Below are 24,021 nucleotides of genomic sequence, written 5' to 3' on the forward strand. Positions count from 1 at the left end.
CTAAAGTATAAACTTAGATAAATCAAGCTGCTTTGAAATTGATTCAAGTTTATCTCTTACGTGCTTGCTATCTATAACAAATTTCTCATTATTTTTTTCAGAAGCGATAAAACTTATTTCATCTAAAAGCTTCTCCATGACAGTATGAAGTCTTCTTGCACCTATATTTTCTACTTCTCTATTAACTGTAAAAGCTATTTCAGCTATAGTTTCTATACCATCATCAGTAAACTCAAGTGTTACATTTTCCGTTTTCATTAACGCTATATACTGTTTTAACAAACTAGATTCTGGTTCCTTTAATATTTTTATTAAATCCTCTTGAGTAAGTGCCTTAAGTTCCACTCTAATTGGCAATCTACCCTGTAATTCTGGTAAAAGATCGGATGGTTTAGACAAATGAAAAGCACCAGATGCAATAAATAATATATAGTCTGTTTTTACGGTGCCATACTTAGTTGAAACAGTTGTTCCTTCAAGTAGTGGTAACAGATCACGTTGCACTCCTTCTCTGTTGACTTCACCTTTTATTTCTGTACGTGCTGCAATTTTATCTATTTCATCCAAAAACACTATACCTTCATTGCTAACAAGATCAATCGCTTCTTTGATTATCTTGTCTTCATCCATTAACCTTTCGCTTTCTTCATTAATCAATATTTCACGCGCTTCTTTCACTTTAACTGTAATAGTTTTTGTTTTTTTGCTCCCATTAAACATCTTACCCACTATTTCTGTTACGTTCATCACGCCAATTTGCCCACCTGGCATACCAGGTATATCAAAAGTGGGTAGCATACCCTTGCTCTCCCTGACGTTAATAGAAACTTCTCCATCTTCAAATTCCTTATTTCTCAGTCTTTCTCTGAAAACTTTTTTGCTTTCCTCGGTTGCATCTTCACCAACCATGGAGTTGACTATTATCTTTTCAGCCAAACCTAAAGCTTTTTTAGTTAAGGCTTTACGTGCTTTTTCCTTAACTAAAACTATTGCTGCGTCAACTAAATCACGTATTATCGAGTCAACATCACGTCCAACATATCCTATTTCAGTAAATTTCGTTGCTTCAACTTTTATAAAAGGTGCACCAGCAAGCTTTGCTAAACGGCGAGCTATTTCAGTTTTACCAACTCCCGTATGGCCTATCATGAGTATATTCTTAGGTATAATCTCTTCACGTAGTGGAAGTGGGACTTTATTTCGACGCCAACGATTTCTGAGTGCAATAGCAACAGCGCGCTTTGCATCATTCTGCCCGATTATAAATCTGTCTAATTCTTTAACTATCTTCTGTGGTGGTAGATCATCTAATAAAGCTTGTGAGCTTTGAATGCTGCTACTTTCTGTACCTTCATTTTCATAGAGGCCGTTTTTTTTATTGCAGTCATCATTATTATCAGATTGACCTACTACAGGTTGACCAGAAGAATTGGCACACAAAGTTCTTGACATATTACTCCTTTATTTTTTCAATAATTAGATTATGGTTTGTATAAACACATATATCGGCAGCTATCTTCATAGCCTTTTTTGCAATCTCCTCTATTGATATTCCTTCAACGTCAATCAAAGCTTTTGCTGCAGATAAAGCAAAATTTCCTCCAGAGCCAATGGCTGCAATGCCATCTTCAGGTTCAAGAACATCACCCGTTCCTGTAATGACCAATGAAATGGACTTGTCTGCCACGATCATCATAGCTTCTAATTTTCTTAGATATTTATCCATTCTCCAGTCTTTTGCAAGTTCAACACATGCCCTCATTAACTGTCCTGGGTGCTTATCAAGTTTAGATTCTAGCCTTTCGAAGAGAGTAAATGCATCAGCTGTTGCTCCAGCAAAACCGGCAATTACGGAATCACCAGAAAGACGCCTAACTTTTTTTGCTCCAGATTTTATAACGGTATGGCCTAGCGAGACTTGCCCATCACCTATTACTACTACATTTTTGTCTCTTCTAATTGACAGTATAGTAGTACCATACATTTTACTGCTGTCATGATGAATCATTTTTTTGTTATTTTAATTCGTTATATTATATTAAGATTATAACTTATAATATAGTACTTTTCTTATAACATTTAAAGTGTAGATGCAAAACATAATTCATCCAAATCTGGAAAAAGATATAAATAATTGGTTCAAAACAAAATTTAATGGTTTTACATTACCATTTTATAGCTCCATAGATCTTAGGAATTCAGGCTACAAAATTGCTCCAGTAGACGCCAATTTATTTCCTGCAGGGTTTAATAACCTAAGTGAAGTATCAAAAGTGATAGCAGCAAAATTGATAAAAAGCTACTTCGAAACAAAACAATATAAAAAGGCCCTTATAATACCGGAGAATTACACACGAAATAAAATGTATATAGAAAATGTATTTGCCATAGAAAAGGTACTGCAACTCGCAGGTTTTGAAACTAGAATTGGCCTCTTTCATAATGAAACGTACAATTTAATAGAACAGTATGAAACTGTTGTGAAAGAAAACTCTTTGCTGAAGACAACTTCAGGATTTGTGCCTGATATTATTATACTGAACCGTGATATGACGAGCCACATTCCAGACACGCTAGAAAACGTAAAACAAGAGATAGTGCCAAGTCCATTATATGGCTGGCACAGTAGGCAGAAATTTCAATATTTTGAAATCTATCAAAAATTAGTGTCCGAATTTTGTGGCGAATTTAAAATGGACCCATGGCTTATTTCTGTGCTTACAGAAAGCTGTAATGGAGTTGACTTTAATGATGATTCATCACTAGGAGCAGTAGCGACTAAAGTTGACCAAATATTATCTCTAGTGCAAAAAAAATATGAGGAATATGAAATAAAAACACAACCTTACGTTTTTATCAAAGCAAGCAATGGCACATATGGAATGGGCATTATAACAGCAACAAGTGGAAAGGAAATATTAAATCTCAATAAAAAAAAGCGTCATAAAATGAAAAAGATAAAAGAAGGAATAGCAATCAATAGTGTTATTATACAAGAAGGTGTACCAACTATTGACATATTTAAAAGTAGTTCTGCAGAACCGCTAATATACTATATAGGAGATACTCCAACATGTTACTTATACCGATGTAATAGCAGGAAAGATGTATATTCTAGCTTGAATTCCACTGACTGTGAATTTTATGATATCAGCCAAGAAAATAAAACTTTGCCACTTTGGAATATTGTTAGCAAATTAGCAGTGCTAGCATTGGCAGTAGAAATTAAGTCTTTTCATCTCTAATAATTAATTTCTACAATGCTGCCATTATGCTGAATATGGTGAGCGTCATCAAGTCCAGTAGAAGGATCAGTACCATTATTAGGTTGATTGACAAACTTATCGATGTTTGATACTAGATATGCTATACTTAGTATCAAACTAACCGTAACAGTTAAGTTGAAATTATAGATTATGCCACCACCCAAGTCTATTGGTATGGTTGGAAGTTCCATTCTTTTTAATATGAAGCTTAACAAGCCCAATGACAAAGTGAATGTGCTAAAAATAACTTCTTTGCCATATTTAGCAGACTTTTCAGAATCCTTATTATCTAGATACTTCTTCCATGTATAATAACAGTTTATGCATTCTGAAAATAGAAATAGAACTGCTGATGTTAAGCTAATATAACTTATTATATTTGTATTGTTTCTAGCTAAGAAATGAATGATTTTTGTCTGCATCAATATTCCTATTACACAGTTTGCCAAGAAGGCTAAGCTACCCACAACCTGTATTGGTTTTTCAGGTTCATTTCCCCCTTTACCATTCTGAAGTTTTTTAGATTTATATCCAGCTAGATTTAGCCCAAGATGAAGAGCAAATATTATTGATGTTGGTAGTTTTATGAACTTAGAAATATCTAATATAGTACAAATATTGGATCTGTTGTTATCAATAAACTCGCAACAGAATTGCAATGAAATTTTACACAATATGCCTGTTAAACCTACTGCAATACAATACATCTTTCTAATATCATGATTGTGAGCATTATGTATACTTTCTATAAATGTATTTGGCTTACCTTTTGGCATAAGTAGATAATAAAATAATAACTTTTTAATATTATACTATAAAAATCTAAAAAGAAAAGTGCTATAAATCAGTACTTTGAGAGTGATCTAAACATAAATCGGCCAAGCACTTGATAAATAAGAGATCAGTACTGAGAGTTGGTACGCGAAAGTAATATCCGTCTTTGATAATTGCTTTATACTCTATATCAAGTTCAACCAGTGTTTCAGAATGCTCAGAAACAAAAGATATAGGTGATAAAACTACAGGTATACTATCGTCTTTTGCGCGTGATAGCTCACTTTCAGTGCTAGGCTCCAACCATTTTACAGGGCCAACCTTACTCTGATAACATATTCCCCAATCAAGATCTTCAATATTCAATTTTTTTACTATTAATTTTACTGTTTTTTCTATCTGTGAAGCGTAAGGGTCGCCTTTTTTAATGATACTAAGAGGTAAGCTATGAGCCGAGAATAGGACTCTTGGCTTACCGATTTTGCTAGCTAATTTATAATATTTAGACGTCAGATTAACATGAGCTTCAATAAAGTCTTCATTGTCATAATAATGGTGAATTGTTTTTGTGTTACATTCCAGTTTGGCATTTTTTTGCCAATTCTCGATGGATGATAGAGTTGTGGTGGTTGAATATTGCGGATATAGTGGTAACAGAATGATTTCGTCAGGGTCGAATTGCTTTACGCTTTTAACAACTTCATCAGCAAATGGATGCCAATAACGCATGCAGATGAATATCTTATATACATGGTTTCCATTTTCATTTAATTTTAGTTCTAAAGCATCAGCTTGTGCTTTCGTATTCTCCAAGATTGGCGATTTACCTCCAATGTGCTCGTATATTTCTTGTGCAGTACTTTCTCGCCTTTTGGAGATAAACTTTGCTAAAAGAAAGCGGAAAGGATTGGGTAGATTGACTATTCTTCTATCATAAAATAGATTAAACAAGAAAGGACGTACTGCACTTAGTGAATCAGGTCCACCAAGGTTAAATAAGATTACTGCCTTCTTCACTGACAGCACCTTTCTTCAGGTTTGCCTATAAAATTAGCTACACACTCATCAAGTTTAGTTACAGGCACTAAATTTCTCACACTAGCATACAATAGATGGCCAGATCTCTTCACGTTACTCTGTGTAGATACAAAGTTTCTATCAAAAACCACATCAACACAAAAACTTGGCACTGCTTCAAAAAGTTCAACAGCAGCCAAAGATATCATTATGCAGCTTTGTAGAGCCTTCAGAAAAATCGTAAGGGGAAAAAGTAAAACCCTAACAAAGAGATAGGGAGGACTTTCATTCATTAGTTGTCCTGGATTAGGAGAATTATACTCAATATGCTGTCTGTTTTTATAAAAGATAGGAAATTTTATAGTGTCTTTCTTAAATTCCTGCTCTATTTGTTTCTCGGTATAATTTTCATTATTAGTCATTTTTTTCAATAACTTTTCACGCAAGTAAAAGGTTCTCACAACAAAACATGTTGCAACCATCAGTGCAGCACATATAAGCGCACAATGCATGAGGTTCATCCCACCTATCATAGATGGTAATGCAAGACAAACAAATGGCACTATGATAGCCATTTCGAAAAATGGAATAGTATTCCTTTTTATTGCAAAAACAGCGCCTTCTTTTAATTTTGTATTATTGTGTAAGCTATACTCTAAATAACTCAAAAATGCCAAATTAAAAGTTAAAAATCCTTTTGTCCCACAAAAAATTGATGACTTGAATTGATTAACCCATTCTTTAGCAGTAAGTGTAGTTTCAATTGATTGTTTAACATTAGGATCGACTGGTTTGTTGTTTTTTTTATTACAACACCCCATAAAACACCTCCTTGATGGTTTATTCTTAACTATAAGTGAAAAATTGCTTTTATCAAATCAAAGTTTATAATAAAATAAATCTATAAATATACGATCTTAATATAAGGAAATAATATGGCAATTGAGAGAACACTTTCAATATTAAAACCTGATGCAGTAAAAAATAATATTACAGGCAGTATAAATTCTTACATTGAAAAATCTGGACTAAAAATTATAGCACAAAGAATGATGATGCTGACAAAAAAACAAGCAGAGCTGTTTTATGAAATTCATAAGGATAGGCCTTTTTTTGGAGAGTTGGTGGAATTTATGACTTCTGGGTCTGTGATAGTTCAAGTTTTAATCGGTGAAAATGCAGTCAGTAAATACAGACAAATCATGGGTGCTACAGATCCAAAACAGGCAGATAAAGGTACAATTAGGGGTGATTTTGCTAATGATATTAGTGAAAATAGAGTGCATGGTTCTGATAGTCTAGAGAACGCTCATAGAGAAATAGCTTTCTTTTTTGCTGAATGTGAATTGGTGTAGTTTTACTTTTTTACATATTAAATTTCTGAGTTTTATGTTGAACTGTATAATATTAGCCCAATTTTTAGTTTAAGCAATATTAAGGGAAAGCTTTTTCATGCACTATAGATAATATTTAAAATGGATCATGTTGTTAACGCTTATAATAGATCTGAAGCTTCTATAGTTAGAGGAGAAGGAGTATATCTCTTCGATAAGGATGGTAAAAAATATTTAGACTTTGCTGCAGGAATTTCTACAACCTCTCTAGGGCATTGTCATCCATACATTACAGATAAACTGAAGGAGCAACTGGATTCATTATGGCACTGCTCTAATATTTTTACTATTCCTCAGCAGGAAAGGCTTGCTCAGCGTTTAACAGAACTTACCTTTGCCGATAAAGTTTTTTTCTGCTCAAGTGGACTTGAAGCAACAGAAGCTGCAATTAAATTTATTCGCCGCTATTTCTACTTAAATGGACAAGAAAAGCGCAGTCACATCATTACAATTGAAGGAGGTTTTCATGGCCGCAGTATTGCTGCAATTTCAGCTGGGGGAAATGAAAAATCACGCGAAGGTTTTGCTCCACTCCTTTCTGGTTTTGATAAAGTTCCAAGAAATAACATTGAAGCATTAGAAAAGAAAATCAATAGCGAAACAGCTGCCATATTTTTAGAGCCCATACAAAGTGAAGGCGGAGTACATCCATTGGACGTAGAGTATCTTAAAAAAGTAAGAGAGATAACAAAAGCTCAAGGAATAATTTTATGCTTTGATGAAGTGCAATGCGGATATGGACGGATTGGCTCTCTATTTTACTATCAAAATATAGGAGTTGAACCTGATATGCTCACTTGTGCGAAGGCTATGGGTAATGGGTTTCCTCTGGCTGCATGTTTAGTAAAAGATTATATAGCAGAAGCAATCACTCCAGGAACTCATGGGTCAACTTATGGAGGTAATCCACTTGCTATGACTGTTGGTAATGCAGTACTCGATGTAATGCTAAAGGAAGGCTTTTTTGACCATGTTAAGAAGGTCAGTAAATATCTAAAAGAAAAGTTGTTGCCTTTGACTGAAGAATTTCCGAAGATCGTTTCAGAAGTTCGTGGGGAGGGTTTATTGATAGGGATAGAGCTTAGAGTACCGTTGGCTGATAAAATTGTTAAACAATCTCTTGACAAAGGCTTAATAATGACTAAAATTTTAAATAATAGGGTAATAAGAATAACTCCTCCACTTGTTGTTGAGAATATGCATGTGAATGCAGTGTGTGATATATTTCATGATTTATTTTTTTATATTAAAGATATATAGACTTGCAAATGCTTCTTACAACATATAAAATCAACTCTGTTTCTATATCGCAATAACATCATACTTTAATGGATTGGTTATTGATTTCAGTATTGTCAGCAATTTTTTTCTTATTGATTTTATCGTTTTTGTTCTCAGGAGCAGAAATAGGGTTAACCTCAATTAGCCGATCCCGAGTGAATAAACTAAAGCTAGAAGGTAACAAAAAAGCCAAGATAATAGAGCTTTTGTTAGGTAAAAAAGAATTAACAATAGGAACAATATTACTGTGTAATACAATTATTAACATTACTTGCTCTGCTTTATTTACAGTAATATTTATAAATTCTTTTGGGAGTGAGGGCATATTTCTTTCAACATTCATGATGACGTTTTGTATTTTGCTATTTTGTGAAGTTTTACCAAAAACTTACGCCATGCAAAATCCTGAAAAATTTACATTACTTTCTGCTTATTTTATGCTGTTTTTTGTCAAGGTTCTTTCTCCATTGACATTAGGCATTCAGTTTATTGTCAATATCATTCTGAAGTTATGTGGGCTTCATAAGAATAGGGAGGTAATATCTGCAGCAGATGCAATGCGTAATATGATTACTCTTCACCGCAGTGAGGGCACTATGTTACAACAGGATTTAGATATGCTAAATAGTATACTTGATTTGGCTGAGACAGAAATATCACAAATTATGACCCACAGGAGAAACTTATTTTCTCTTGATATAGATCGAAACAAAGAAGAGTTAATAAGAGAGATTTTAACCAGTAGCCATAGCAGAGTACCTTTATGGCAAAAAGAACCAGATAATATTGTTGGAGTGGTTCACGTGAAAAATCTAATAAATGCCTTGCGTGAAAAGGATAATAAAATAGAGATTGCCAAAGTTATGTCAAAGCCTTGGTTTATACCAGAAAGTACGCCACTCAGTGTACAACTTCACAACTTCCGTAAAAACAGGAAACACCTTGCATTTGTTATTGATGAGTATGGAGCACTACAGGGAATCGTAACTCTTGAGGATATACTGGAAGAAATAGTTGGAGAAATTTCAGATGAACATGATTTGATCACAGAGAATTTTATAAAAAAGATATCCGATAATATGTATCACATAGAAGGAAAATCTACTATTAGGGATATTAATAGACAGTTACATTGGGATCTTCCTGATGAAGAAGCTACAACTCTAGCAGGTATGATTGTAAACGAGATAGAGCGCATTCCTGAAGAAAATGAAGAGTTTTCCATGTACGGTTTTTACTTTAAGATTTTAAAAAAAGATAAAAATATTATTACTATGATTGAAGTACAAGTAAAAACTGATAATACTGTAGTAGCAATTAATTAGTTGGGTTCTATGGAAGATACAGTAAAAATAACGGCTGAAGATTTGAAGAGCTATATAGAGAGAATCGAAAAACTTGAACAAGAAAAGAGGGATGTGCAAGATCACATTCGTGATGTATATGCAAAAGCTGCAGATGAAGGTTGGGATATAAAAGTGATGAAACAGATTATTAGGCTAAGAAAGATGGATGATGATGACAGGGAGGAACAGGAAATATTACTTGATACCTACAAACGTGCATTGGGAATGAATTACGAAGGTGAATAGTAGGATTGTAATTGGAATAAGTGGAGCATCTGGTTCTATTTACGGTGTACGGATTCTAGAGGCACTAAAAAATACCAATCATGAAACTCATTTAGTGATCAGCAGTGCTGGAAAAATAACTATAGCTCATGAGATTAAAGAAAAACTTGAAGATATTATGTCGCTTGCAGATTTTTACTATTCTGAAGAAAAAATAGGAGAAAAAATAGCAAGCGGCTCATTTAAAACCTCAGGTATGGTTATTGCTCCATGTTCTATGAAAACAATGTCTGAAATAGCATCGGGGGTGACTTCCAATCTATTAACAAGGGCTGCAGATGTAACTCTAAAAGAAAGAAGAAAATTAGTTCTTATGGTGCGAGAATCTCCACTACATCTTGGACATCTCCGAAATATGTTAAAACTAACGGAGATGGGAGCAATTATTGCTCCGCCGATGCCTGCTTTTTATATTAAACCAAAATCTTTGGATGATATTGTAAATCATGCTGTTGGTAAAGTATTGAATTTATTTGGTATTGCATTACCTGACTTCAAGGAGTGGCAAGGAAATGTCAATTATTATTAACGGTAAAAAAATAGCAAATGATCTCTGTGAGGAGCTATCAAAAAAAATTGATATTTTAAAGAAAGAGTATAATGGTTTTCCTTGTCTTAAAGTAATTCTTGTGGGTAGCAATCCAGCAAGTCAGGTCTACGTTCGTAATAAACAAAGAAAAGCAGAATCAATAGGCATAAGTTCTGAAACTATTGTTTTGCCTGATAGTATCTCAGAAGATGAATTGATTGAAAAAGTTAATACATTAAATGAAGATTCATCTGTGCATGGAATTTTAGTTCAGTTACCTTTACCAAAGCACATCAGTGCAAGTAGAATAATTAATACAGTAAGTGTTGAAAAAGATGTAGATGGCTTTCATGATGAGAATGTTGGCAGGTTAGTTAAAGGTGAAAAAAATTGTCTGATACCTTGTACTCCCAAAGGTTCTTTGCATTTAATTAAGTCAGTTGAAAATAATCTGTCCGGTAAAAATGCGGTAATCATTGGCAGATCAAATATTGTGGGTAAGCCAATGTTTCACCTATTGTTGCAAGAAAATTGCACTGTTACCATCTTGCATTCACAAAGTAGGGATTTAGCTGATTATTGCTCTAAGGCGGATATAGTAGTTGCAGCAGTTGGAAAGCCAAATTTTGTTCAACCAGATTGGATAAAAGAAGGTGCAATAGTAATCGATGTTGGCATAAATAGTGTGAATGTAGGAGAGCAAACAAAGCTTGTAGGCGATGTTGACTTCGAAAGAGTAAAAGAAAAAGTCAAAGCAATTACTCCAGTACCTGGGGGGGTTGGCCCGATGACAATAGCATTTCTTATGATCAACACTTTAGTTGCTGCTTGCTTACAGAAGGGAGTTGATCCTTCTGATTTCATTAATTGAGGGCATAAGAAAAATAGATACCCGTCTCTAGATAATAACATCGAATTTTTATCCAAATAGCAAACCTCTTTGCAGGATTATCTTATTCACTACAAGAAATATGCAATTTAGAACATTAAAAATTATAACGTATGCCTACTTCTATGATTGCATCTGGTATTTGTACTGGTGGCTTGAAGGCACTTAATTGCCCACTTGCAGCAATAGCAACTGTAGCAACTATCTGCGGAGTAAATTCATAATCAACACCTACCTTTAGTTTATAGGAAATAGAACTCAGTATTTTGTCTACTAAAGATGGATCAGACGTTTCATCAGCAGCTAGTAGAGCTGGAGCTTCTTGACTCTTTTCTTCCTCTTTCTTTGTATTATCGTTTTCTGTAACATCTTCATTCGTAATTCTACCTGAATCATCTTTATTTGCAACATTTTTGCCTTTAGTTTCACCTGTACTACTGCCACCTAAGCCAAAAGAAGGCAATACTTGGATATATCCACCCAGTCCTATACTGGCATATAATTTAATGGGATCAATTTCAAGATCAGGATAGTAACGGTAATTCGCCAACAAGCTAGCTCCTACTTTCCTTTTTTGTTTATCAGTTATATCACTTATGTTGGCAAGAACCTCAAGTTCAAATTTAGAATTTTTGTCATAATTATAACCAAAAACAACGCTAGGTTTCATTTTAAAAGTATCACCCCATCCAGCACCAAAGTTTAAACCTACATAGTAATGATCTTCGTACCGATCTTCTAACTCACTTGCACTACTACTAGCTGTACTTGCTAAAGATGAAGCAAGCAATATAGCAAACAATTTTTTCATTTTCATATTACTCATATGTAACATTCCTTAAAACATACTAAAATAAGTGTTCAAACATGCTAGCAGCAAGTTTTGAGCATTGCTTATGGTTACACCTAAACATGTACACAATGCCATCCAGCATTAAAAACTATAACGTACTCCTACTTCCAGCATCGCATCTGGTATTTGTTTTGCTTTTAAACTACTCAGTTGCCCGCCTACGGTTAAAGCAGCTGTACCAACTATCTGTGGAGCAACTTCATAATCAACACCAACCTTCAGTTTGTACGAAATAGCACCCAGTATTTTATCTAGTGTTTCAGTGCCAACAATGTCAAAAGGATATACTTGTAGATGTCCTCCTAAACCTCCACTGACATATAGTTTCACAGGATCAATGTCAACGTCAGGATAATAACGGTAATTTGCTAATAAACTAGCTCCCATTTTCTTGTCTGCTGCACCAAACATATCACTTACGTCGGTGAGAATCTCAAGTTCAAACTTAGAGCTTTTATCATAATTATAACCAAAAACTAAGCCAGGTTTTATTTTTAATCCAGTACCCCATCCACCACCAAAGTTTAAACCTGCGTAGTACTGCTCTTTTGCACTATTACTAGCTGCTTTATTACTAGCTGCACCTGCTAGAGATGAAGTGAGCAACACAGCTAAAACACACAATCCTTTTATTTTCATATAACTACCCATACAAAAAAATATATAATGCACAAGTATATATCCTTTATATTAAAAAAGATATAATCTCATATCAAAAAAAGTATACCTACGAAATTAGGGACATGCTACTCAAAATTTTTATATAACTATGTTTACTACCTTATTTGGTACAGCATATATAGTGCGAATTTTGCTTTGATCGATTTTGTTAGATACAGAATATGTTGCTATTTTCTTCAATTTTTCTTGAGGTAAATCAGTTGCCACTTCAATGGTCGCACGTAACTTTCCATTGATCTGCACTGCTACAGTTACCATATTATCAATTAGTAGTGATTCATCAGCTTTTGGCCAAGGCTTTAGATATAGCATACCTTTGCCTCCTATTTCTTGCCATAAATTTTCAGCTAAGTGTGGCATGAATGGCTCAATTACTCTGATTAGTATGCATATACCTTCATCAATAAGAGATTTTCCAGTTTTTACGTCTATTTCAGCTATTAAATTTGTCATTTCACGAAACTTTGCTACCACACAGTTTAATCTGCAGTTTTCCAAGTCATCTGTAAGTCCGTGTAAGAGTTTGTGGATTTTTTTTCTATATTCTAGAAGTTTACCTACAATGTTTTCATTATCATAGTGTATGTTTACGGGCCTAAGTTGCACTACAATACGCCACAATTTATTTATGTAGCGAAAACAACCTTCCACGCCATCATCAGACCATTCCATATCTTTTTCTGGGGGGGTATCGGATAATACAAACAAACGAGCAGTATCAGCACCGTATTTTTCTATGATAAAGTTTGGGTCAACTGTATTCTTCTTTGACTTACTCATCTTTTCGACTTTTCCAACTTGGATCTTAGCACCCTTCGCAATCAACTCTTTTGCTTCTTCGGGAAAGAGCCATTTGCCATTCTCATCTTTATAAGTTATATGGCAGACCATTCCTTGAGTGATTAAAGTAGAGAAAGGCTCTTTAACGTCAAAATAGCCACATTTAGTTAAAGCACGGCAGAAAAACCTTGAGTAAAGCAAATGTAGAATTGCATGTTCTATTCCACCTATGTAATAATCAACAGGCATAAAACGATTACAAGTATCTTTATTAATCGATTTATTTTCACTGCAAAATGCAGCAAAATACCAAGAAGATTCAAAAAAAGTGTCAAATGTATCAGTTTCACGTTCTGCTTGCTTTCCGCACTTTGGACAATCAACAAATTTCCAGGTTGGGTGCTTATACAGGGGATTACCACCACTTGTAAATTCTACATCCGTTGGTAGAACAACAGGGAGGTCTTTTTCTGGAACTGGAACAATTCCACAATCTTTACAATGTATAATAGGTATAGGACATCCCCAATAACGTTGCCTTGAAATTCCCCAATCGTGTAGACGATAGTTTATTGTTTTCTTACCTATTCCTTTTTCTTCAAGTTTTTTTATGATTACTTTTTTTGCCTCATTAATCATTAGTCCGTTTAAGAATTCAGAATTGAACATCACTCCATCACCGAAGTACGGTTCTTTTAAGATCTCTGTGCTCTCTTCACAAACTACAGGAATAATCGGTAAACCATACTTCTGTGCAAATTCAAAATCACGCTGATCATGTGCAGGGCAACCAAAAATCGCACCTTCTCCATACTCCATCAACACAAAATTCGCTATATAAAGTGGTAATTCTTTATCAAGAAATGGGTGTTTTACGTTTAATCCAGTGTAAATTCCTATTTTTTCATCATTCTCCCCCTTTGCCTTCATATTACCAATAAAGTCTCTTATTTCTTTGTCCTTAAGGTCTTGTACAATAGGGTGCTCTGCTCCTACTGAAAGAAAAGAAGCTCCAAATAAAGTATGAGGAGAAGTTGTAAAAATCTTTAATTTCTTATTCAGGCTAACTATTTCAAATTCTATAATTACACCTTCAGATTTTCCTATCCAGCGCTCTTGCATAGTTTTGACTTTTTCTGGCCAATTTTTTAAACTTTGCAAACAATGAAGCAAATCTTCAGCAAAATCAGTAATCTTTAAAAACCATTGGAATAACTTACGTTTTTCAACAACTGCACCTGATCGCCATCCTTTTCCATCAACCACTTGCTCATTTGCAAGCACTGTTTGGTCCACTGGATCCCAATTAACCCACGACTCTTTTCGATAGGTAAGACCATGCTTTAAAAAATCCAGAAAAAATTTCTGTTCGTGTTTGTAATAATCAGGCTCACATGTGGAGAGCTCACGATCCCAATTGTATGAAAGACCTATAGATTTTAGCTGCGCGCGCATATTATCTATATTATCTTGTGTCCATGCTGCAGGGTTAATGTTATTGTCCCTTGCTGCATTTTCAGCTGGTAATCCAAACGCATCCCAGCCAATTGGGTGCAAAACCTCAAATCCACGAGCTCTCTTGTAACGTGCTATAACATCTCCTATTGCATAGTTACGCAGGTGCCCCATATGAATCTTACCAGATGGATATGGAAACATTTCCAACACGTAACATTTCTTCTTTTTACTATCTTTGCTTACAGAAAAATCCCACTTATTTTGGTAGAATTTTTCAACGTTTTTAAAATCATATTTCATAAATTCAATCACAGTTTATATGTACTAAAGGATCGACTGCTTGACCATTATGTCTTATTGTGAAACACATCTGCGGATCTTTATCTTGTGTGCTTGATTTACCTGCAGATCCAATTACTTGACCTTGTTTTACTTTATCACCAATTTCAACTTGTATGTTTTTTAAATAGGAGTACATAGTCATGTAATTATCTTTATGTTCCACTATAATTAAATTTCCGTACCACCTCAGGCCTTTGCCTACGTATATTACTTTGCCAGGTGCAGAAGCAATAACCTTTGTTCCACTTTGAGCAGTAATTTTTATGCCATCTTGACATATTTTATCAGAAGAGGTAACTGCACCTTTAACCGGTATTACAAATTTACACATGCTTTGTGCATTATTGTTATATACCTTATCTACAAAGGCTTTTCTACTTTCTTTTCGCAGCGAAGAATCAACATTTTCTTTAATCAAATGATACTCCCTTGTGTACTCTAGGTCTCTTTTCCCATAAAATTCTTCGCCTTTAAGTAGTACAGGTGCAGGTTTTTGCAGGCCACAGCTTGTCAGTATTGCTGATAATATAAAGAACAAGGCTATACGACACATACACTTATCTCTAGATATATCAACTTTCACAAAACTTTATAGTGTTTTTCGTCTATTTATTACTTTCTTCATTTATTTTATCAGTCAAATAGTCTCTTAAATCGGTAAGTTCTTTCAACAAATTTCTTGAATAATGATCAATTCTTACATCGTTACCAAATTCCTTTTGTACTCCTTTTATTGTATATCCTTTGTCATATAGCATATATTTTATTTTCTTTATTGCCTCTATACACTTATGATCATATAGTCTTCTTCCCTTCCGTTTTATGGGTTTAATTTGATGGAATTGACTTTCCCAGAATCTTAAAACATGCTGCTCCAAATGTAGTTCTTCAGCTACTTCTCCAATTGTGTAAAATAATTTTTCCTTATTCATCGGTTATTTATTAATTTCTTCATCATTTTTGAAGGTCTAAAAGAAATTGATTTTCTCGCTTTAATTACTACCCTTTCCGATGTCTTTGGTATATTTCCTGGTCTTTCTTTCTTGTTTTTAACCAAAAATGTTCCAAATGAAGATATTTTTACTATTCCATCCTTTGCTAAGCTCGTTTTTATCTCATCCAATATGTCATCTATTATTGCAATAGAGTCTTCTTTCGATAATCCAATTTCCTGGTTTATACATTCAGCTATTGTTGCCTTAGTTACTGTTGTGTCTTTTGTTGTCATAATTTATTACAGTATGTTAATATAATATAACAATCGACTCAAGATTCAGCTACTTTATTTTTATAGTATGTTTCTTTTGTAGCATAATTAAAAATACTAGCAAATGTTAACATTGCAAATATTGTGAAAAGCGCCATTTGATGATCTGAAAAAAGTGCTAAAATTGACACTAAAATTCCACTCATAACAAACATAAATCCATTGATAATGGATGATGATGTGCTAATATACTTCTGCTCAACAATCTCACTACCAACAGTAAAATTAAGCATATGTCCTCCTGCAAAAAAACCAAACATTAACATACAAAAGTATATAATATGAACTGTTAAATTACCGCATAGTAAAATAATAGCTGAAATACTTTGCAATGTGGCAAAAGCAGAGATTACGTGCCTTCTATTTTTAAATAGATTTGAGATTAGATCTGCAATTGGAGCACCAACTGCAAGACCAAGCCACAATATTGCAGTTGCCACACCTAACTCCATTGTATTGAGTTCTAAGTTGCTTAGTAACCTTGGTGCCCACAGCATATTAAGCGCTAAAAATGTTCCAAAAGTGATAGCACCCACTATTGAGGTTATCCAGATATCTCTTAATTTTAGCACTGTTAGTACAGAACATATTACTGTTTTTATAGAGCTCTTTATTGTGTATTCCCCCAAATTTTTTTTTGAAAGTCCTTTCGGATAAAAAAACATAAGTACAAATATCGATACGCCAAATAATATTACGCATACAATAAGATTTTTCCAATCTGCACCTTCGGCAAGCAAGCTAGAGAAGCACATTTGAATCATCAAAGCAGAAAGACTTGAAATTGTCTGCACTAGTGAGAACATCAGTCCAAATTGAGTAAGGGGAAAATATGTGCTACTTACATGAGCAGCGCCAATAAAACCAAACGATGCTCCAATTGCGATCAAAAATTGAGATAAAATTAAATGGGCAAAATTGTCACTCTTGATAAGGACAAAAAAACCAAAGAGCATGATTGACAATGAGAAAAAATAAATTTTTTTGCTGGAAAAAACATTAAACATTGCCCCACTAAAAAATTGTGAGATAGCAAAAGTCCAAGTATATGCTGAATTAGCTAGTGCAACTTGCGCGATTGTGAGCCCAAGTTCTTTTTCAAGATTCACGCTTATAAAGGTGTAGATTATCTGCATATTGCTGAATACAACAATCAAGTTACTGATTAGCCAAATGAACCAAGCTTTATTTTCCATAAGATTTTTTTATAAATAGTCCATTGATAATAAACCTCTTTTAGGCTCTGATTATTGTTAAAACAGTTGCAATTATAGTATGATATAAAAGCTATGAAACAACAAATTTGTTGTGAGATTTAATTTGTTAGAGTCTGTACATAATCTCAAGAAAGGAATAAATTCAACAATCATCATCTATAAGATAAAGGTGAAAATTTGAAATTATCATGAACTGGCTCATTTTTCTGAAAAGTCTTCTTATCTATAATTGCCAGGTTGCGTGCTAAAAGGTACTTTTCCCAAAATTATTTTTGTAAAATTTTGCATTTGCACTGAAAAAGTTGTAAAATTTTGCTAACACTTTGCTATTGTTGATACGATATAAACATGTTCTACTGCAACTTTACCCAGTGCCTTAGAAACTCGCTATCTGAAACAAGTTTAGAGATACCCATAACATTTCATATACGACTATTATTTTCGCCTCAAGGTCAGACAATTCTAAAAGGGACACTAAAATAACTTGTTGCATTACTCAATTTTTGATAAACTTCTTAAAATGCTGGAGGCGCAAATGGAAATCTTAAGTTATAATATTTTAGCAAATTCTTACATAAAAGATTACTTTCCAGAAGCAGATTCTAATTTCTTAAAATGGGAGAATAGAAAGCAGTACTTGGTTGATCATATTAAAAAATATAATTCTGATATTCTACTCTTTCAGGAAATGGAAGAAGGAGAAATGTATGATTTCTTGCGTGAAGAACTTGCTAATGCTGGATACGACTCTCACTTTCTTAAAAGAGCAAAAGATGGAAAAAATGATGGGGTAGCTACTTTTTATAGGAAGGACAAATTTTCTAGTGTTTCGCATGAAGAAATAAAGCTGAAAGAATCTCATGATGAAATTAAAGAAGAAGAATGTCGTGGTAAAATTCAAGGAAGGGTAGCGTTAATCTCAAGATTCAAAACCAATGACGGTACCTCTATAAATACAATTAACACTCACCTTGAATGGGTGCCGAAAGATAAGCAAAAAACTGAATATGATGGCTATTATCAAATGAAGTCTCTACTAGAAAGGGATGACGTGGATATTAAAAATGAAAATTGGATTATATGCGGAGATTTTAATGCGAATTCAGAAGGTAAGGTATACGAGCTTTGTGTGAAAGAAAAAGGCTTAATTGATGCTTTTGCTGATAGTCCATATAACACTTGCAACACTAAGAAGAATCCAAAAAGAATAGATTTTTGCTTTTTATCACCAAGTATAAAGAAATATATACCATATGCTATGGAAGGCCTAGGTAAAGAGGACATAGTCCCAAGAGAAGAAATACCGTCAGATCATCTTTCATTGAAGGTAATGGTTGATGTTACGGTTGAACAGCACAAGCAAAAACAATTAGAGCGTAATATTTCAAAATAATAAGTCTTGTTTAATACACATTAAAGTGAGTCTTTTTTCTTCCACTTAGATGATGTTTTTTCAAATTGTTGATAAATCAAAGTCAGTTTAGCTATTAATTATTCATCTTTTTTCTAATTATGCAGTGGATCTATTATTAAACCTTTCAATAATACTTTTTATTTTTGCTGCCTCTTCAAACTCTAAATTTTCAGCATGCTTCAACATTTGCTTTTTCAAACTGTTTAGATCATCCTTATTAAAATTCTCAACTACCACTTTTTCCTGTAGAGTATTTGATATAGGCTTTATTATAGTTTTTGGTACAATATTATGCAGTGTATTATGCTCTGTCTGTTTCTTTCTTCTCCTTTCAGTTTCTTTCAGTGCACGATCCATAGAATTAGTAATTTTGTCTGCATATAAAATTACTCTGCCTTCAACATTTCGTGCAGCACGACCTATCGTTTGAATGAGCGAAGTCTCTGATCGTAAAAACCCTTCTTTGTCAGCATCTAAAATTGCAACCAATCCACACTCGGGAATATCAAGACCTTCCCGCAATAAGTTAACGCCAACAAGAACATCTATTTCTTTCGATCTTAATTTGCATATAATTTCAATTCTCTCCAGTGCACCAATATCTGAATGTAGGTAAGTTACTTTCATACTGAGCTCACTCATATGCTCAGCTAGTTTTTCAGCCATTTTTTTTGTCAATGTGGTAATTAGAATACAAAACCCTTTTTTTATCGTCACTTGTGCCTCATGAATCACATCATCAACCTGACTCCCTGTTGGTTTTATGATGCAGATGGGATCTGTCAGTCCTGTTGGGCGGATAACTTGCTCTATAAATGCGTGATTAGTCTTTTCTAATTCATATTTTCCTGGAGTAGCCGAAACGTAAATAGTCTGTGGCCGTATTGCCTCCCACTCTTCCAATTTTAATGGACGGTTATCAAAAGCAGAAGGTAGCCTAAAACCATAATCTATCAATTTCTTTTTACGTGCTTCATTACCGCTATACATTGCACCTATCTGGGGAACGGTTACATGGCTTTCATCAACAAATAAAATTACATCTTTAGGTAAATACTCAAACAATGTAGGCGGTGGATCTCCGGCTTTCATTCCGTAAAGATAACGCGAATAATTTTCAATACCTTTACACACTCCCGTTGCCATCATCATTTCAATATCAAAATTAGTACGCTGCTCAAGGCGTTTTGCTTCAACAATTTTGTTCTGTGAATAGTAATAATCCAGGCGTTCATGTAGTTCTTTTTTAATCAATTGAACTGCTTGCAAAAGAGTCTCACGTGATGTAGTGTAATAGCTATTTGGAAAAATGGTGACTGTATCTATGCGTCTGATAATATTGCTGTTCATGGCATCAATCTCAGAAATTTCCTCTATTTCATCACCAAACAATGATAAACGCCAAGCTTTATTTTCATAATAGGCAGGAAATATATCAATAATATCGCCGCGCACTCTGAAATATCCTCGCTCAAATCTGACATCAGAACGTTTATATTGGAGATTAACTAAATTATTCAGAAAGTCATTAACATGAATCTTATCTCCAGCACTTAAAGTCAAGGTCATGCTGAGATAGCTCTCAGGCGAACCAAGACCATATATACAAGAAACACTCGCAACTACAATTGTGTCCCTACGCTCCAAAAGAGAGCATATAGCAGAATAGCGTAGCATATCAATTCTTTCATTTATTAAAGAGTCTTTTTCAATATAAGTGTCTGTTTGTGGTGAATAAGCCTCAGGCTGATAATAATCATAATAAGAAATGAAGTATCCAACAGCATTGTGAGGGAAAAATCCTCTCATCTCCTCGTAAAGCTGCGCCGCTAAAGTTTTATTATGTGCCATAATTAACGCAGGCCTGTTTGTTCTTGCAATAACATTTGCCATAGTAAAAGTTTTTCCAGAGCCAGTTACTCCAAGTAAAACCTGATCTCTTTTTTTGTTATTTAGTCCTTCAACTAAACTATCTATTGCTTGTGGTTGATCCCCAGCTGGCTGAAAATTTGTAACTATTTGAAATGCCATAATCCCTATACTTTCATAATATATTTATCATTACATAATACACATGATATTATGAGTAAGGTATAAAAACGAGCGTAAATGAAGTTCTATTTTCCTTTTTTATAGAGTTGGCTCCAAACTCTATTGTTAGTGAGAACAAAAAATACCGTCAAAATTATAAAATATGTTACTATTTTTAGCCCAAGTTTATGTCGGCGCTCCAGTTCTGGCTCTGCTGCCCATTGTAAGAAATTTACCACATCATATGCCATATTTTCAACTGTGGCTTGCCTTGTACCATCATATTCTACCATTCCTTCAGAGAGTGGTGGTGCCATAGCTAACCTGCCTGTTGAAAAATATGGATTAAAATATAAACCGTTCTCATCATGTTCACCGTTTTGATAACCAATTAGTAGTGAATAGACATAATTTGCACCATCATGTCTTGCTTTGACAATTAATGATAAGTCCGGTGGAATTGCTCCATTGTTGCTTGCTGCAGCTGCTTCTTTTGTATCAAAAGGTGCAATAAAATAATCCGAAGACACTCCCGGCCTATCAAACATTTCACCCAAATCATTCGGACCATCTTTAACTTGGTAAGAGGCTGCAATTTGTTTTACATCCTCTTCAGAAAAACCAACATCTTGCAAATTACGAAACGCTATTCTATTCATTGAATGGCAAGCAGCACAGACTTCCTTGTATACTTTATAGCCACGCTGAATTGATTCTCTATCGAAAGATCCAGTAATTCCATCAAAACTCCAGTCGATTTTCTTATTTGGTAAAGGTTTAAACTCCTCTGCAGACAAAGAATTAGTGAGAAATAATATACAAGATACAGCAACTTTAACCAACAGCATCACTTCATCTCCGGAACGGAATCGCTTATTGTTTTTGGTAATTTTTTTGGTTTCTCATACTTACTAAGTAAAGGTAAAACTATCACAAAATATGAAAAATAATAAAGAGTTGAGAGCCTACTTAAAGTAATGTAAGGCTCCTTAACTTCTTGTCCCCCAAGCCAGGCAAGAAATGCAAAATTTATTGCAAAAACCCAAAAAAATTTCTTAAATAATGGACGGTAGGAACCACTTTTAACCTTTGATTTATCAAGCCAAGGCAAAAGAAACCACACTAAAATAGATCCAAACATGGTAAGTACACCAATAAGTTTATTTGGAATTGAACGCAGCATCGCATAAAAAGGTAAGAAATACCACTCTGGCACTATATGTACTGGAGTTACCATAGGATCAGCCTCTATATAATTATCAGGATGCCCAAGATAATTAGGGGCATAAAAAACAAATGCAAATAAAATTATAAAAAATAAACCAAAAGTTATGCAGTCCTTTGCTATATAGTAAGGATAAAAAGGAATGGTATCCTTATCTGACCTGACTTCTATTCCACTTGGATTATTAGAGCCAAACCTATGCAGAGCAACAACATGCAACATAGCTAAAGCGATAATAATGAAAGGCATAAGATAATGCAGCGCAAAAAAACGATTGAGCGTTGGATTATCAACAGAGAAACTTCCCCATAGCCATATAACTATTTTATCACCAATTAAAGGTATAGCCGAGAATAAATTAGTTATAACTGTTGCACCCCAAAAACTCATTTGTCCCCATGGAAGAACATATCCCATAAAGGCAGTTGCCATCATTGCAAAAAATATAAATATGCCAATAAACCACACCATTTCTCGCGGTCTCTTATAAGATCCGTAATATAATCCACGCATGATATGAACATAGACCACCATAAAGAAGAGCGACGCCCCAACAGCATGAGTATAACGTATCAGCCATCCATAACTTACGTCACGCATTATACGCTCCACACTATTAAATGCATGATCAACATGCGGAGTGTAGTGCATGGCAAGAAATATACCTGTTATTATCTGCAAAATTAGTGCTATACCAGCCAAAGAACCAAAATTCCAAGCATAATTTAAATTTTTTGGTACTTGATAAGAAGCAGTATGTTTTAGAAAAGAAAATATAGGCAGTCTATACTCTATCCAACCTAATATACCTTTTTCTTCTGTTATTTCTTTCTTGCTATCATCTTCCATAACTTAAAGTTTTTTCATCTTAACTCATTTTATTGTAACAACTTACCTACAACACACAATAAAAAGTTTAATTTAAATAATAGATTTCACGAAAACAAGCACTCAGACTTGAGTGCTTGTTTTAACTGATTTAGAGGGATTTTTGATGACATACACCTTTAGATATTGTTGAATTGCTTAATAAACTTCGAGGACATTGATCAAGTTTTTCAAACTCACTAATTACCATCTTGATATCCCTTTCTATAGCACTAACCTTTCTTTCTCTAATTTGCTCCAATGTCAAAAGTGAATCATCCAATGGTCTTGAATATTTTCTCCCGATAAACTTTCTGATTACCACGTCAGCTAGCAGAGCTGTTCCATTAAAATCAACTTGCGAAAAATCAATTGGGCTTCCAGTCAAATGTGCAACAGATTGCTGTGCAGGAGGTAAAGCAGGAGTATTTCGACCCAATGTAGAAGCAGTTATCCAACTAAATATACTATTAATAAAAGAGGAAGGTTTTACTGCACTACTTTCCATGACACCAATTTTTGACACCTTAACTTTAGAGGCAACTCTAGAAGCACGTTTCAACATCAATGATATTTCTTTTCTTATATCACTTTTACACGTAACTTCATCTCCAACAACATTCAATGCTATTTTGTTTTTCCGATCTTGAATATTAACAGTAGCTTTATTTGCAAGCAGAAACTCTACCATATCTAATTTACAATGGGAAGACGCTAAGTGTAAAGGTGTCTGACGTTGTGTATCTTTTGCATTGATATAAGCCTTATACTTAAGTAGAAGTTCTGCTACTTCTACTTTGTCATCTCTAGCAGCAATGTGCAAGGGAGTTGAAAGATATTGACCATAACCAGCATCAACATTAGCACCTTCTTTAAGCAAAAACTCCAATATCTCTATGCTATCTTTTCTAATAGCAAAATGTATAGGTAGTATACCAAATCTTGCATTATCAAGAACATCTTCTTTTATCTTCATACACTCTGCAAGTTCAACAGATTCTTTAACCTTTTTAAGATTATGTTTCTCTATAGCAACAAGTAATTCTTTTCTCGTATCCTCAATTATTTCTCGTTTTCCCATCAAATACCTCCTAAAAGATAACTC

Annotated in this window: 24 protein-coding genes; 8 read left to right on the forward strand and 16 right to left on the reverse strand. The window is 34.1% G+C overall.

Annotation, left to right across the window (positions count from 1 at the left end; all coding sequences use genetic code 11):
- Entirely contained in the window at positions 1–1,452 is a 1,452-nt protein-coding gene (gene hslU, locus ABWU45_RS00275; protein ID WP_353278573.1) for an ATP-dependent protease ATPase subunit HslU, read from the reverse strand.
- A gap of 1 nt (position 1,453) precedes the next feature.
- Positions 1,454–2,008 carry an ATP-dependent protease subunit HslV gene (gene hslV, locus ABWU45_RS00280; RefSeq protein ID WP_026092657.1) on the reverse strand — a complete coding sequence of 185 codons (555 nt, stop codon included), beginning with the start codon at positions 2,006–2,008 and terminating at the stop codon, positions 1,454–1,456.
- A gap of 82 nt (positions 2,009–2,090) precedes the next feature.
- On the opposite strand from hslV, the gene gshA reads away from it, so the two are divergent.
- Positions 2,091–3,245 (forward strand): glutamate--cysteine ligase, encoded by a 1,155-nt coding sequence (gene gshA, locus ABWU45_RS00285; RefSeq protein WP_353278575.1) that lies wholly within the window; start codon positions 2,091–2,093, stop codon positions 3,243–3,245.
- Here the strand turns inward: gshA and ABWU45_RS00290 are convergent.
- The 3 genes from ABWU45_RS00290 to ABWU45_RS00300 form a co-directional block, all read right to left on the reverse strand.
- Positions 3,242–4,042 carry a hypothetical protein gene (locus tag ABWU45_RS00290; RefSeq protein WP_353278577.1) on the reverse strand — a complete coding sequence of 267 codons (801 nt, stop codon included), beginning with the start codon at positions 4,040–4,042 and terminating at the stop codon, positions 3,242–3,244. The genes gshA and ABWU45_RS00290 overlap by 4 nt on opposite strands.
- Before the next feature lie 61 nt (positions 4,043–4,103).
- Entirely contained in the window at positions 4,104–5,057 is a 954-nt protein-coding gene (gene hemH / locus ABWU45_RS00295; RefSeq protein WP_353278579.1) for a ferrochelatase, read from the reverse strand.
- Positions 5,054–5,878, reverse strand: coding sequence for a hypothetical protein (locus ABWU45_RS00300; protein ID WP_353278581.1), 825 nt, complete (start codon positions 5,876–5,878; stop codon positions 5,054–5,056). Before ABWU45_RS00300 ends, hemH begins: the two co-directional genes overlap by 4 nt.
- 114 nt (positions 5,879–5,992) lie before the next feature.
- Between ABWU45_RS00300 and ndk the strand changes: the two genes are divergently transcribed.
- The 6 genes from ndk (at position 5,993) to folD (ending at position 10,763) form a co-directional block, all read left to right on the forward strand.
- Positions 5,993–6,412, forward strand: a complete 420-nt coding sequence (ndk, locus tag ABWU45_RS00305; protein ID WP_264377498.1) for a nucleoside-diphosphate kinase — start codon at positions 5,993–5,995, stop codon at positions 6,410–6,412.
- Positions 6,413–6,532: 120 nt separating this feature from the next.
- On the forward strand, positions 6,533–7,711 hold the full coding sequence (locus tag ABWU45_RS00310; protein WP_015587994.1) for an aspartate aminotransferase family protein: 1,179 nt from the start codon (positions 6,533–6,535) through the stop codon (positions 7,709–7,711).
- A 68-nt stretch (positions 7,712–7,779) separates the two neighbouring features.
- A complete protein-coding gene (locus ABWU45_RS00315; protein ID WP_029237684.1) occupies positions 7,780–9,057 on the forward strand; it encodes an HlyC/CorC family transporter in 1,278 nt (425 codons plus the stop codon).
- A 9-nt stretch (positions 9,058–9,066) separates the two neighbouring features.
- A complete protein-coding gene (locus ABWU45_RS00320) occupies positions 9,067–9,324 on the forward strand; it encodes a DUF2312 domain-containing protein (RefSeq protein WP_006014634.1) in 258 nt (85 codons plus the stop codon).
- Positions 9,317–9,892 carry a UbiX family flavin prenyltransferase gene (locus ABWU45_RS00325; protein WP_353278582.1) on the forward strand — a complete coding sequence of 192 codons (576 nt, stop codon included), beginning with the start codon at positions 9,317–9,319 and terminating at the stop codon, positions 9,890–9,892. Before ABWU45_RS00320 ends, ABWU45_RS00325 begins: the two co-directional genes overlap by 8 nt.
- Positions 9,876–10,763, forward strand: a complete 888-nt coding sequence (gene folD / locus ABWU45_RS00330) for a bifunctional methylenetetrahydrofolate dehydrogenase/methenyltetrahydrofolate cyclohydrolase FolD (RefSeq protein WP_353278584.1) — start codon at positions 9,876–9,878, stop codon at positions 10,761–10,763. Before ABWU45_RS00325 ends, folD begins: the two co-directional genes overlap by 17 nt.
- A 115-nt stretch (positions 10,764–10,878) precedes the next feature.
- On the opposite strand, the gene ABWU45_RS00335 is transcribed toward folD, so the two are convergent.
- The 7 genes from ABWU45_RS00335 to ABWU45_RS00365 form a co-directional block, all read right to left on the reverse strand.
- Positions 10,879–11,598, reverse strand: a complete 720-nt coding sequence (locus ABWU45_RS00335) for a hypothetical protein (RefSeq protein WP_353279107.1) — start codon at positions 11,596–11,598, stop codon at positions 10,879–10,881.
- A gap of 117 nt (positions 11,599–11,715) precedes the next feature.
- Positions 11,716–12,273: a hypothetical protein gene (locus ABWU45_RS00340; protein ID WP_353278586.1), complete on the reverse strand. Its 558-nt coding sequence runs from the start codon at positions 12,271–12,273 to the stop codon at positions 11,716–11,718.
- Positions 12,274–12,393: 120 nt separating this feature from the next.
- The gene (leuS, locus tag ABWU45_RS00345; RefSeq protein ID WP_353278587.1) at positions 12,394–14,853 is read right to left on the reverse strand and encodes a leucine--tRNA ligase; all 2,460 of its coding nucleotides are present in this window, start codon (positions 14,851–14,853) and stop codon (positions 12,394–12,396) included.
- Positions 14,854–14,857: 4 nt separating this feature from the next.
- A complete protein-coding gene (locus ABWU45_RS00350; RefSeq protein ID WP_264682861.1) occupies positions 14,858–15,448 on the reverse strand; it encodes a murein hydrolase activator EnvC family protein in 591 nt (196 codons plus the stop codon).
- 52 nt (positions 15,449–15,500) lie between these two features.
- Positions 15,501–15,827: a MerR family transcriptional regulator gene (locus ABWU45_RS00355; protein WP_012481900.1), complete on the reverse strand. Its 327-nt coding sequence runs from the start codon at positions 15,825–15,827 to the stop codon at positions 15,501–15,503.
- A complete protein-coding gene (locus ABWU45_RS00360) occupies positions 15,824–16,123 on the reverse strand; it encodes an integration host factor subunit alpha (protein ID WP_007302154.1) in 300 nt (99 codons plus the stop codon). The genes ABWU45_RS00355 and ABWU45_RS00360 overlap by 4 nt, the downstream gene beginning before the upstream one ends.
- A 38-nt stretch (positions 16,124–16,161) precedes the next feature.
- On the reverse strand, positions 16,162–17,358 hold the full coding sequence (locus ABWU45_RS00365; RefSeq protein ID WP_264376050.1) for an MFS transporter: 1,197 nt from the start codon (positions 17,356–17,358) through the stop codon (positions 16,162–16,164).
- A 556-nt stretch (positions 17,359–17,914) separates the two neighbouring features.
- Between ABWU45_RS00365 and ABWU45_RS00370 the strand changes: the two genes are divergently transcribed.
- Entirely contained in the window at positions 17,915–18,772 is an 858-nt protein-coding gene (locus ABWU45_RS00370) for an endonuclease/exonuclease/phosphatase family protein (protein WP_353278588.1), read from the forward strand.
- Positions 18,773–18,889: 117 nt separating this feature from the next.
- Here ABWU45_RS00370 and uvrB read toward each other — a convergent pair whose 3' ends face one another.
- From uvrB to ABWU45_RS00390, 4 genes are all read right to left on the reverse strand, one after another.
- A complete protein-coding gene (uvrB, locus tag ABWU45_RS00375) occupies positions 18,890–20,824 on the reverse strand; it encodes an excinuclease ABC subunit UvrB (protein ID WP_264682863.1) in 1,935 nt (644 codons plus the stop codon).
- 86 nt (positions 20,825–20,910) lie between these two features.
- Positions 20,911–21,672, reverse strand: a complete 762-nt coding sequence (locus tag ABWU45_RS00380) for a cytochrome c1 (RefSeq protein ID WP_353278589.1) — start codon at positions 21,670–21,672, stop codon at positions 20,911–20,913.
- On the reverse strand, positions 21,672–22,898 hold the full coding sequence (locus ABWU45_RS00385) for a cytochrome b (protein WP_264682865.1): 1,227 nt from the start codon (positions 22,896–22,898) through the stop codon (positions 21,672–21,674). Before ABWU45_RS00385 ends, ABWU45_RS00380 begins: the two co-directional genes overlap by 1 nt.
- Positions 22,899–23,028: 130 nt before the next feature.
- Positions 23,029–23,997 (reverse strand): ankyrin repeat domain-containing protein, encoded by a 969-nt coding sequence (locus tag ABWU45_RS00390; RefSeq protein ID WP_353278590.1) that lies wholly within the window; start codon positions 23,995–23,997, stop codon positions 23,029–23,031.
- Between the last annotated feature and the right edge of the window lie 24 nt (positions 23,998–24,021).

The sequence above is a fragment of the Wolbachia endosymbiont (group B) of Longitarsus flavicornis genome, from assembly GCF_964028135.1.
GTDB lineage: Bacteria > Pseudomonadota > Alphaproteobacteria > Rickettsiales > Anaplasmataceae > Wolbachia.

What these genes read in the sequence shown, in the direction of transcription:
- ABWU45_RS00310 (WP_015587994.1), top strand. Translation starts at nt 6,533, where the DNA reads ATGGATCATGTTGTTAACGCTTATAATAGATCTGAAGCTTCTATAGTT.
- ABWU45_RS00355 (WP_012481900.1), bottom strand. Translation starts at nt 15,827, where the DNA reads ATGAATAAGGAAAAATTATTTTACACAATTGGAGAAGTAGCTGAAGAA.
- uvrB (WP_264682863.1), bottom strand. Translation starts at nt 20,824, where the DNA reads ATGGCATTTCAAATAGTTACAAATTTTCAGCCAGCTGGGGATCAACCA.
- leuS (WP_353278587.1), bottom strand. Translation starts at nt 14,853, where the DNA reads ATGAAATATGATTTTAAAAACGTTGAAAAATTCTACCAAAATAAGTGG.
- hslU (WP_353278573.1), bottom strand. Translation starts at nt 1,452, where the DNA reads ATGTCAAGAACTTTGTGTGCCAATTCTTCTGGTCAACCTGTAGTAGGT.
- ABWU45_RS00315 (WP_029237684.1), top strand. Translation starts at nt 7,780, where the DNA reads ATGGATTGGTTATTGATTTCAGTATTGTCAGCAATTTTTTTCTTATTG.
- gshA (WP_353278575.1), top strand. Translation starts at nt 2,091, where the DNA reads ATGCAAAACATAATTCATCCAAATCTGGAAAAAGATATAAATAATTGG.
- ABWU45_RS00290 (WP_353278577.1), bottom strand. Translation starts at nt 4,042, where the DNA reads ATGCCAAAAGGTAAGCCAAATACATTTATAGAAAGTATACATAATGCT.
- ABWU45_RS00335 (WP_353279107.1), bottom strand. Translation starts at nt 11,598, where the DNA reads ATGAAAATGAAAAAATTGTTTGCTATATTGCTTGCTTCATCTTTAGCA.
- ABWU45_RS00380 (WP_353278589.1), bottom strand. Translation starts at nt 21,672, where the DNA reads ATGCTGTTGGTTAAAGTTGCTGTATCTTGTATATTATTTCTCACTAAT.
- ABWU45_RS00385 (WP_264682865.1), bottom strand. Translation starts at nt 22,898, where the DNA reads ATGGAAGATGATAGCAAGAAAGAAATAACAGAAGAAAAAGGTATATTA.
- ndk (WP_264377498.1), top strand. Translation starts at nt 5,993, where the DNA reads ATGGCAATTGAGAGAACACTTTCAATATTAAAACCTGATGCAGTAAAA.
- ABWU45_RS00390 (WP_353278590.1), bottom strand. Translation starts at nt 23,997, where the DNA reads ATGGGAAAACGAGAAATAATTGAGGATACGAGAAAAGAATTACTTGTT.
- ABWU45_RS00340 (WP_353278586.1), bottom strand. Translation starts at nt 12,273, where the DNA reads ATGAAAATAAAAGGATTGTGTGTTTTAGCTGTGTTGCTCACTTCATCT.
- ABWU45_RS00360 (WP_007302154.1), bottom strand. Translation starts at nt 16,123, where the DNA reads ATGACAACAAAAGACACAACAGTAACTAAGGCAACAATAGCTGAATGT.
- ABWU45_RS00365 (WP_264376050.1), bottom strand. Translation starts at nt 17,358, where the DNA reads ATGGAAAATAAAGCTTGGTTCATTTGGCTAATCAGTAACTTGATTGTT.
- ABWU45_RS00320 (WP_006014634.1), top strand. Translation starts at nt 9,067, where the DNA reads ATGGAAGATACAGTAAAAATAACGGCTGAAGATTTGAAGAGCTATATA.
- hslV (WP_026092657.1), bottom strand. Translation starts at nt 2,008, where the DNA reads ATGATTCATCATGACAGCAGTAAAATGTATGGTACTACTATACTGTCA.
- ABWU45_RS00370 (WP_353278588.1), top strand. Translation starts at nt 17,915, where the DNA reads ATGGAAATCTTAAGTTATAATATTTTAGCAAATTCTTACATAAAAGAT.
- ABWU45_RS00300 (WP_353278581.1), bottom strand. Translation starts at nt 5,878, where the DNA reads ATGGGGTGTTGTAATAAAAAAAACAACAAACCAGTCGATCCTAATGTT.
- ABWU45_RS00350 (WP_264682861.1), bottom strand. Translation starts at nt 15,448, where the DNA reads ATGTGTCGTATAGCCTTGTTCTTTATATTATCAGCAATACTGACAAGC.
- folD (WP_353278584.1), top strand. Translation starts at nt 9,876, where the DNA reads ATGTCAATTATTATTAACGGTAAAAAAATAGCAAATGATCTCTGTGAG.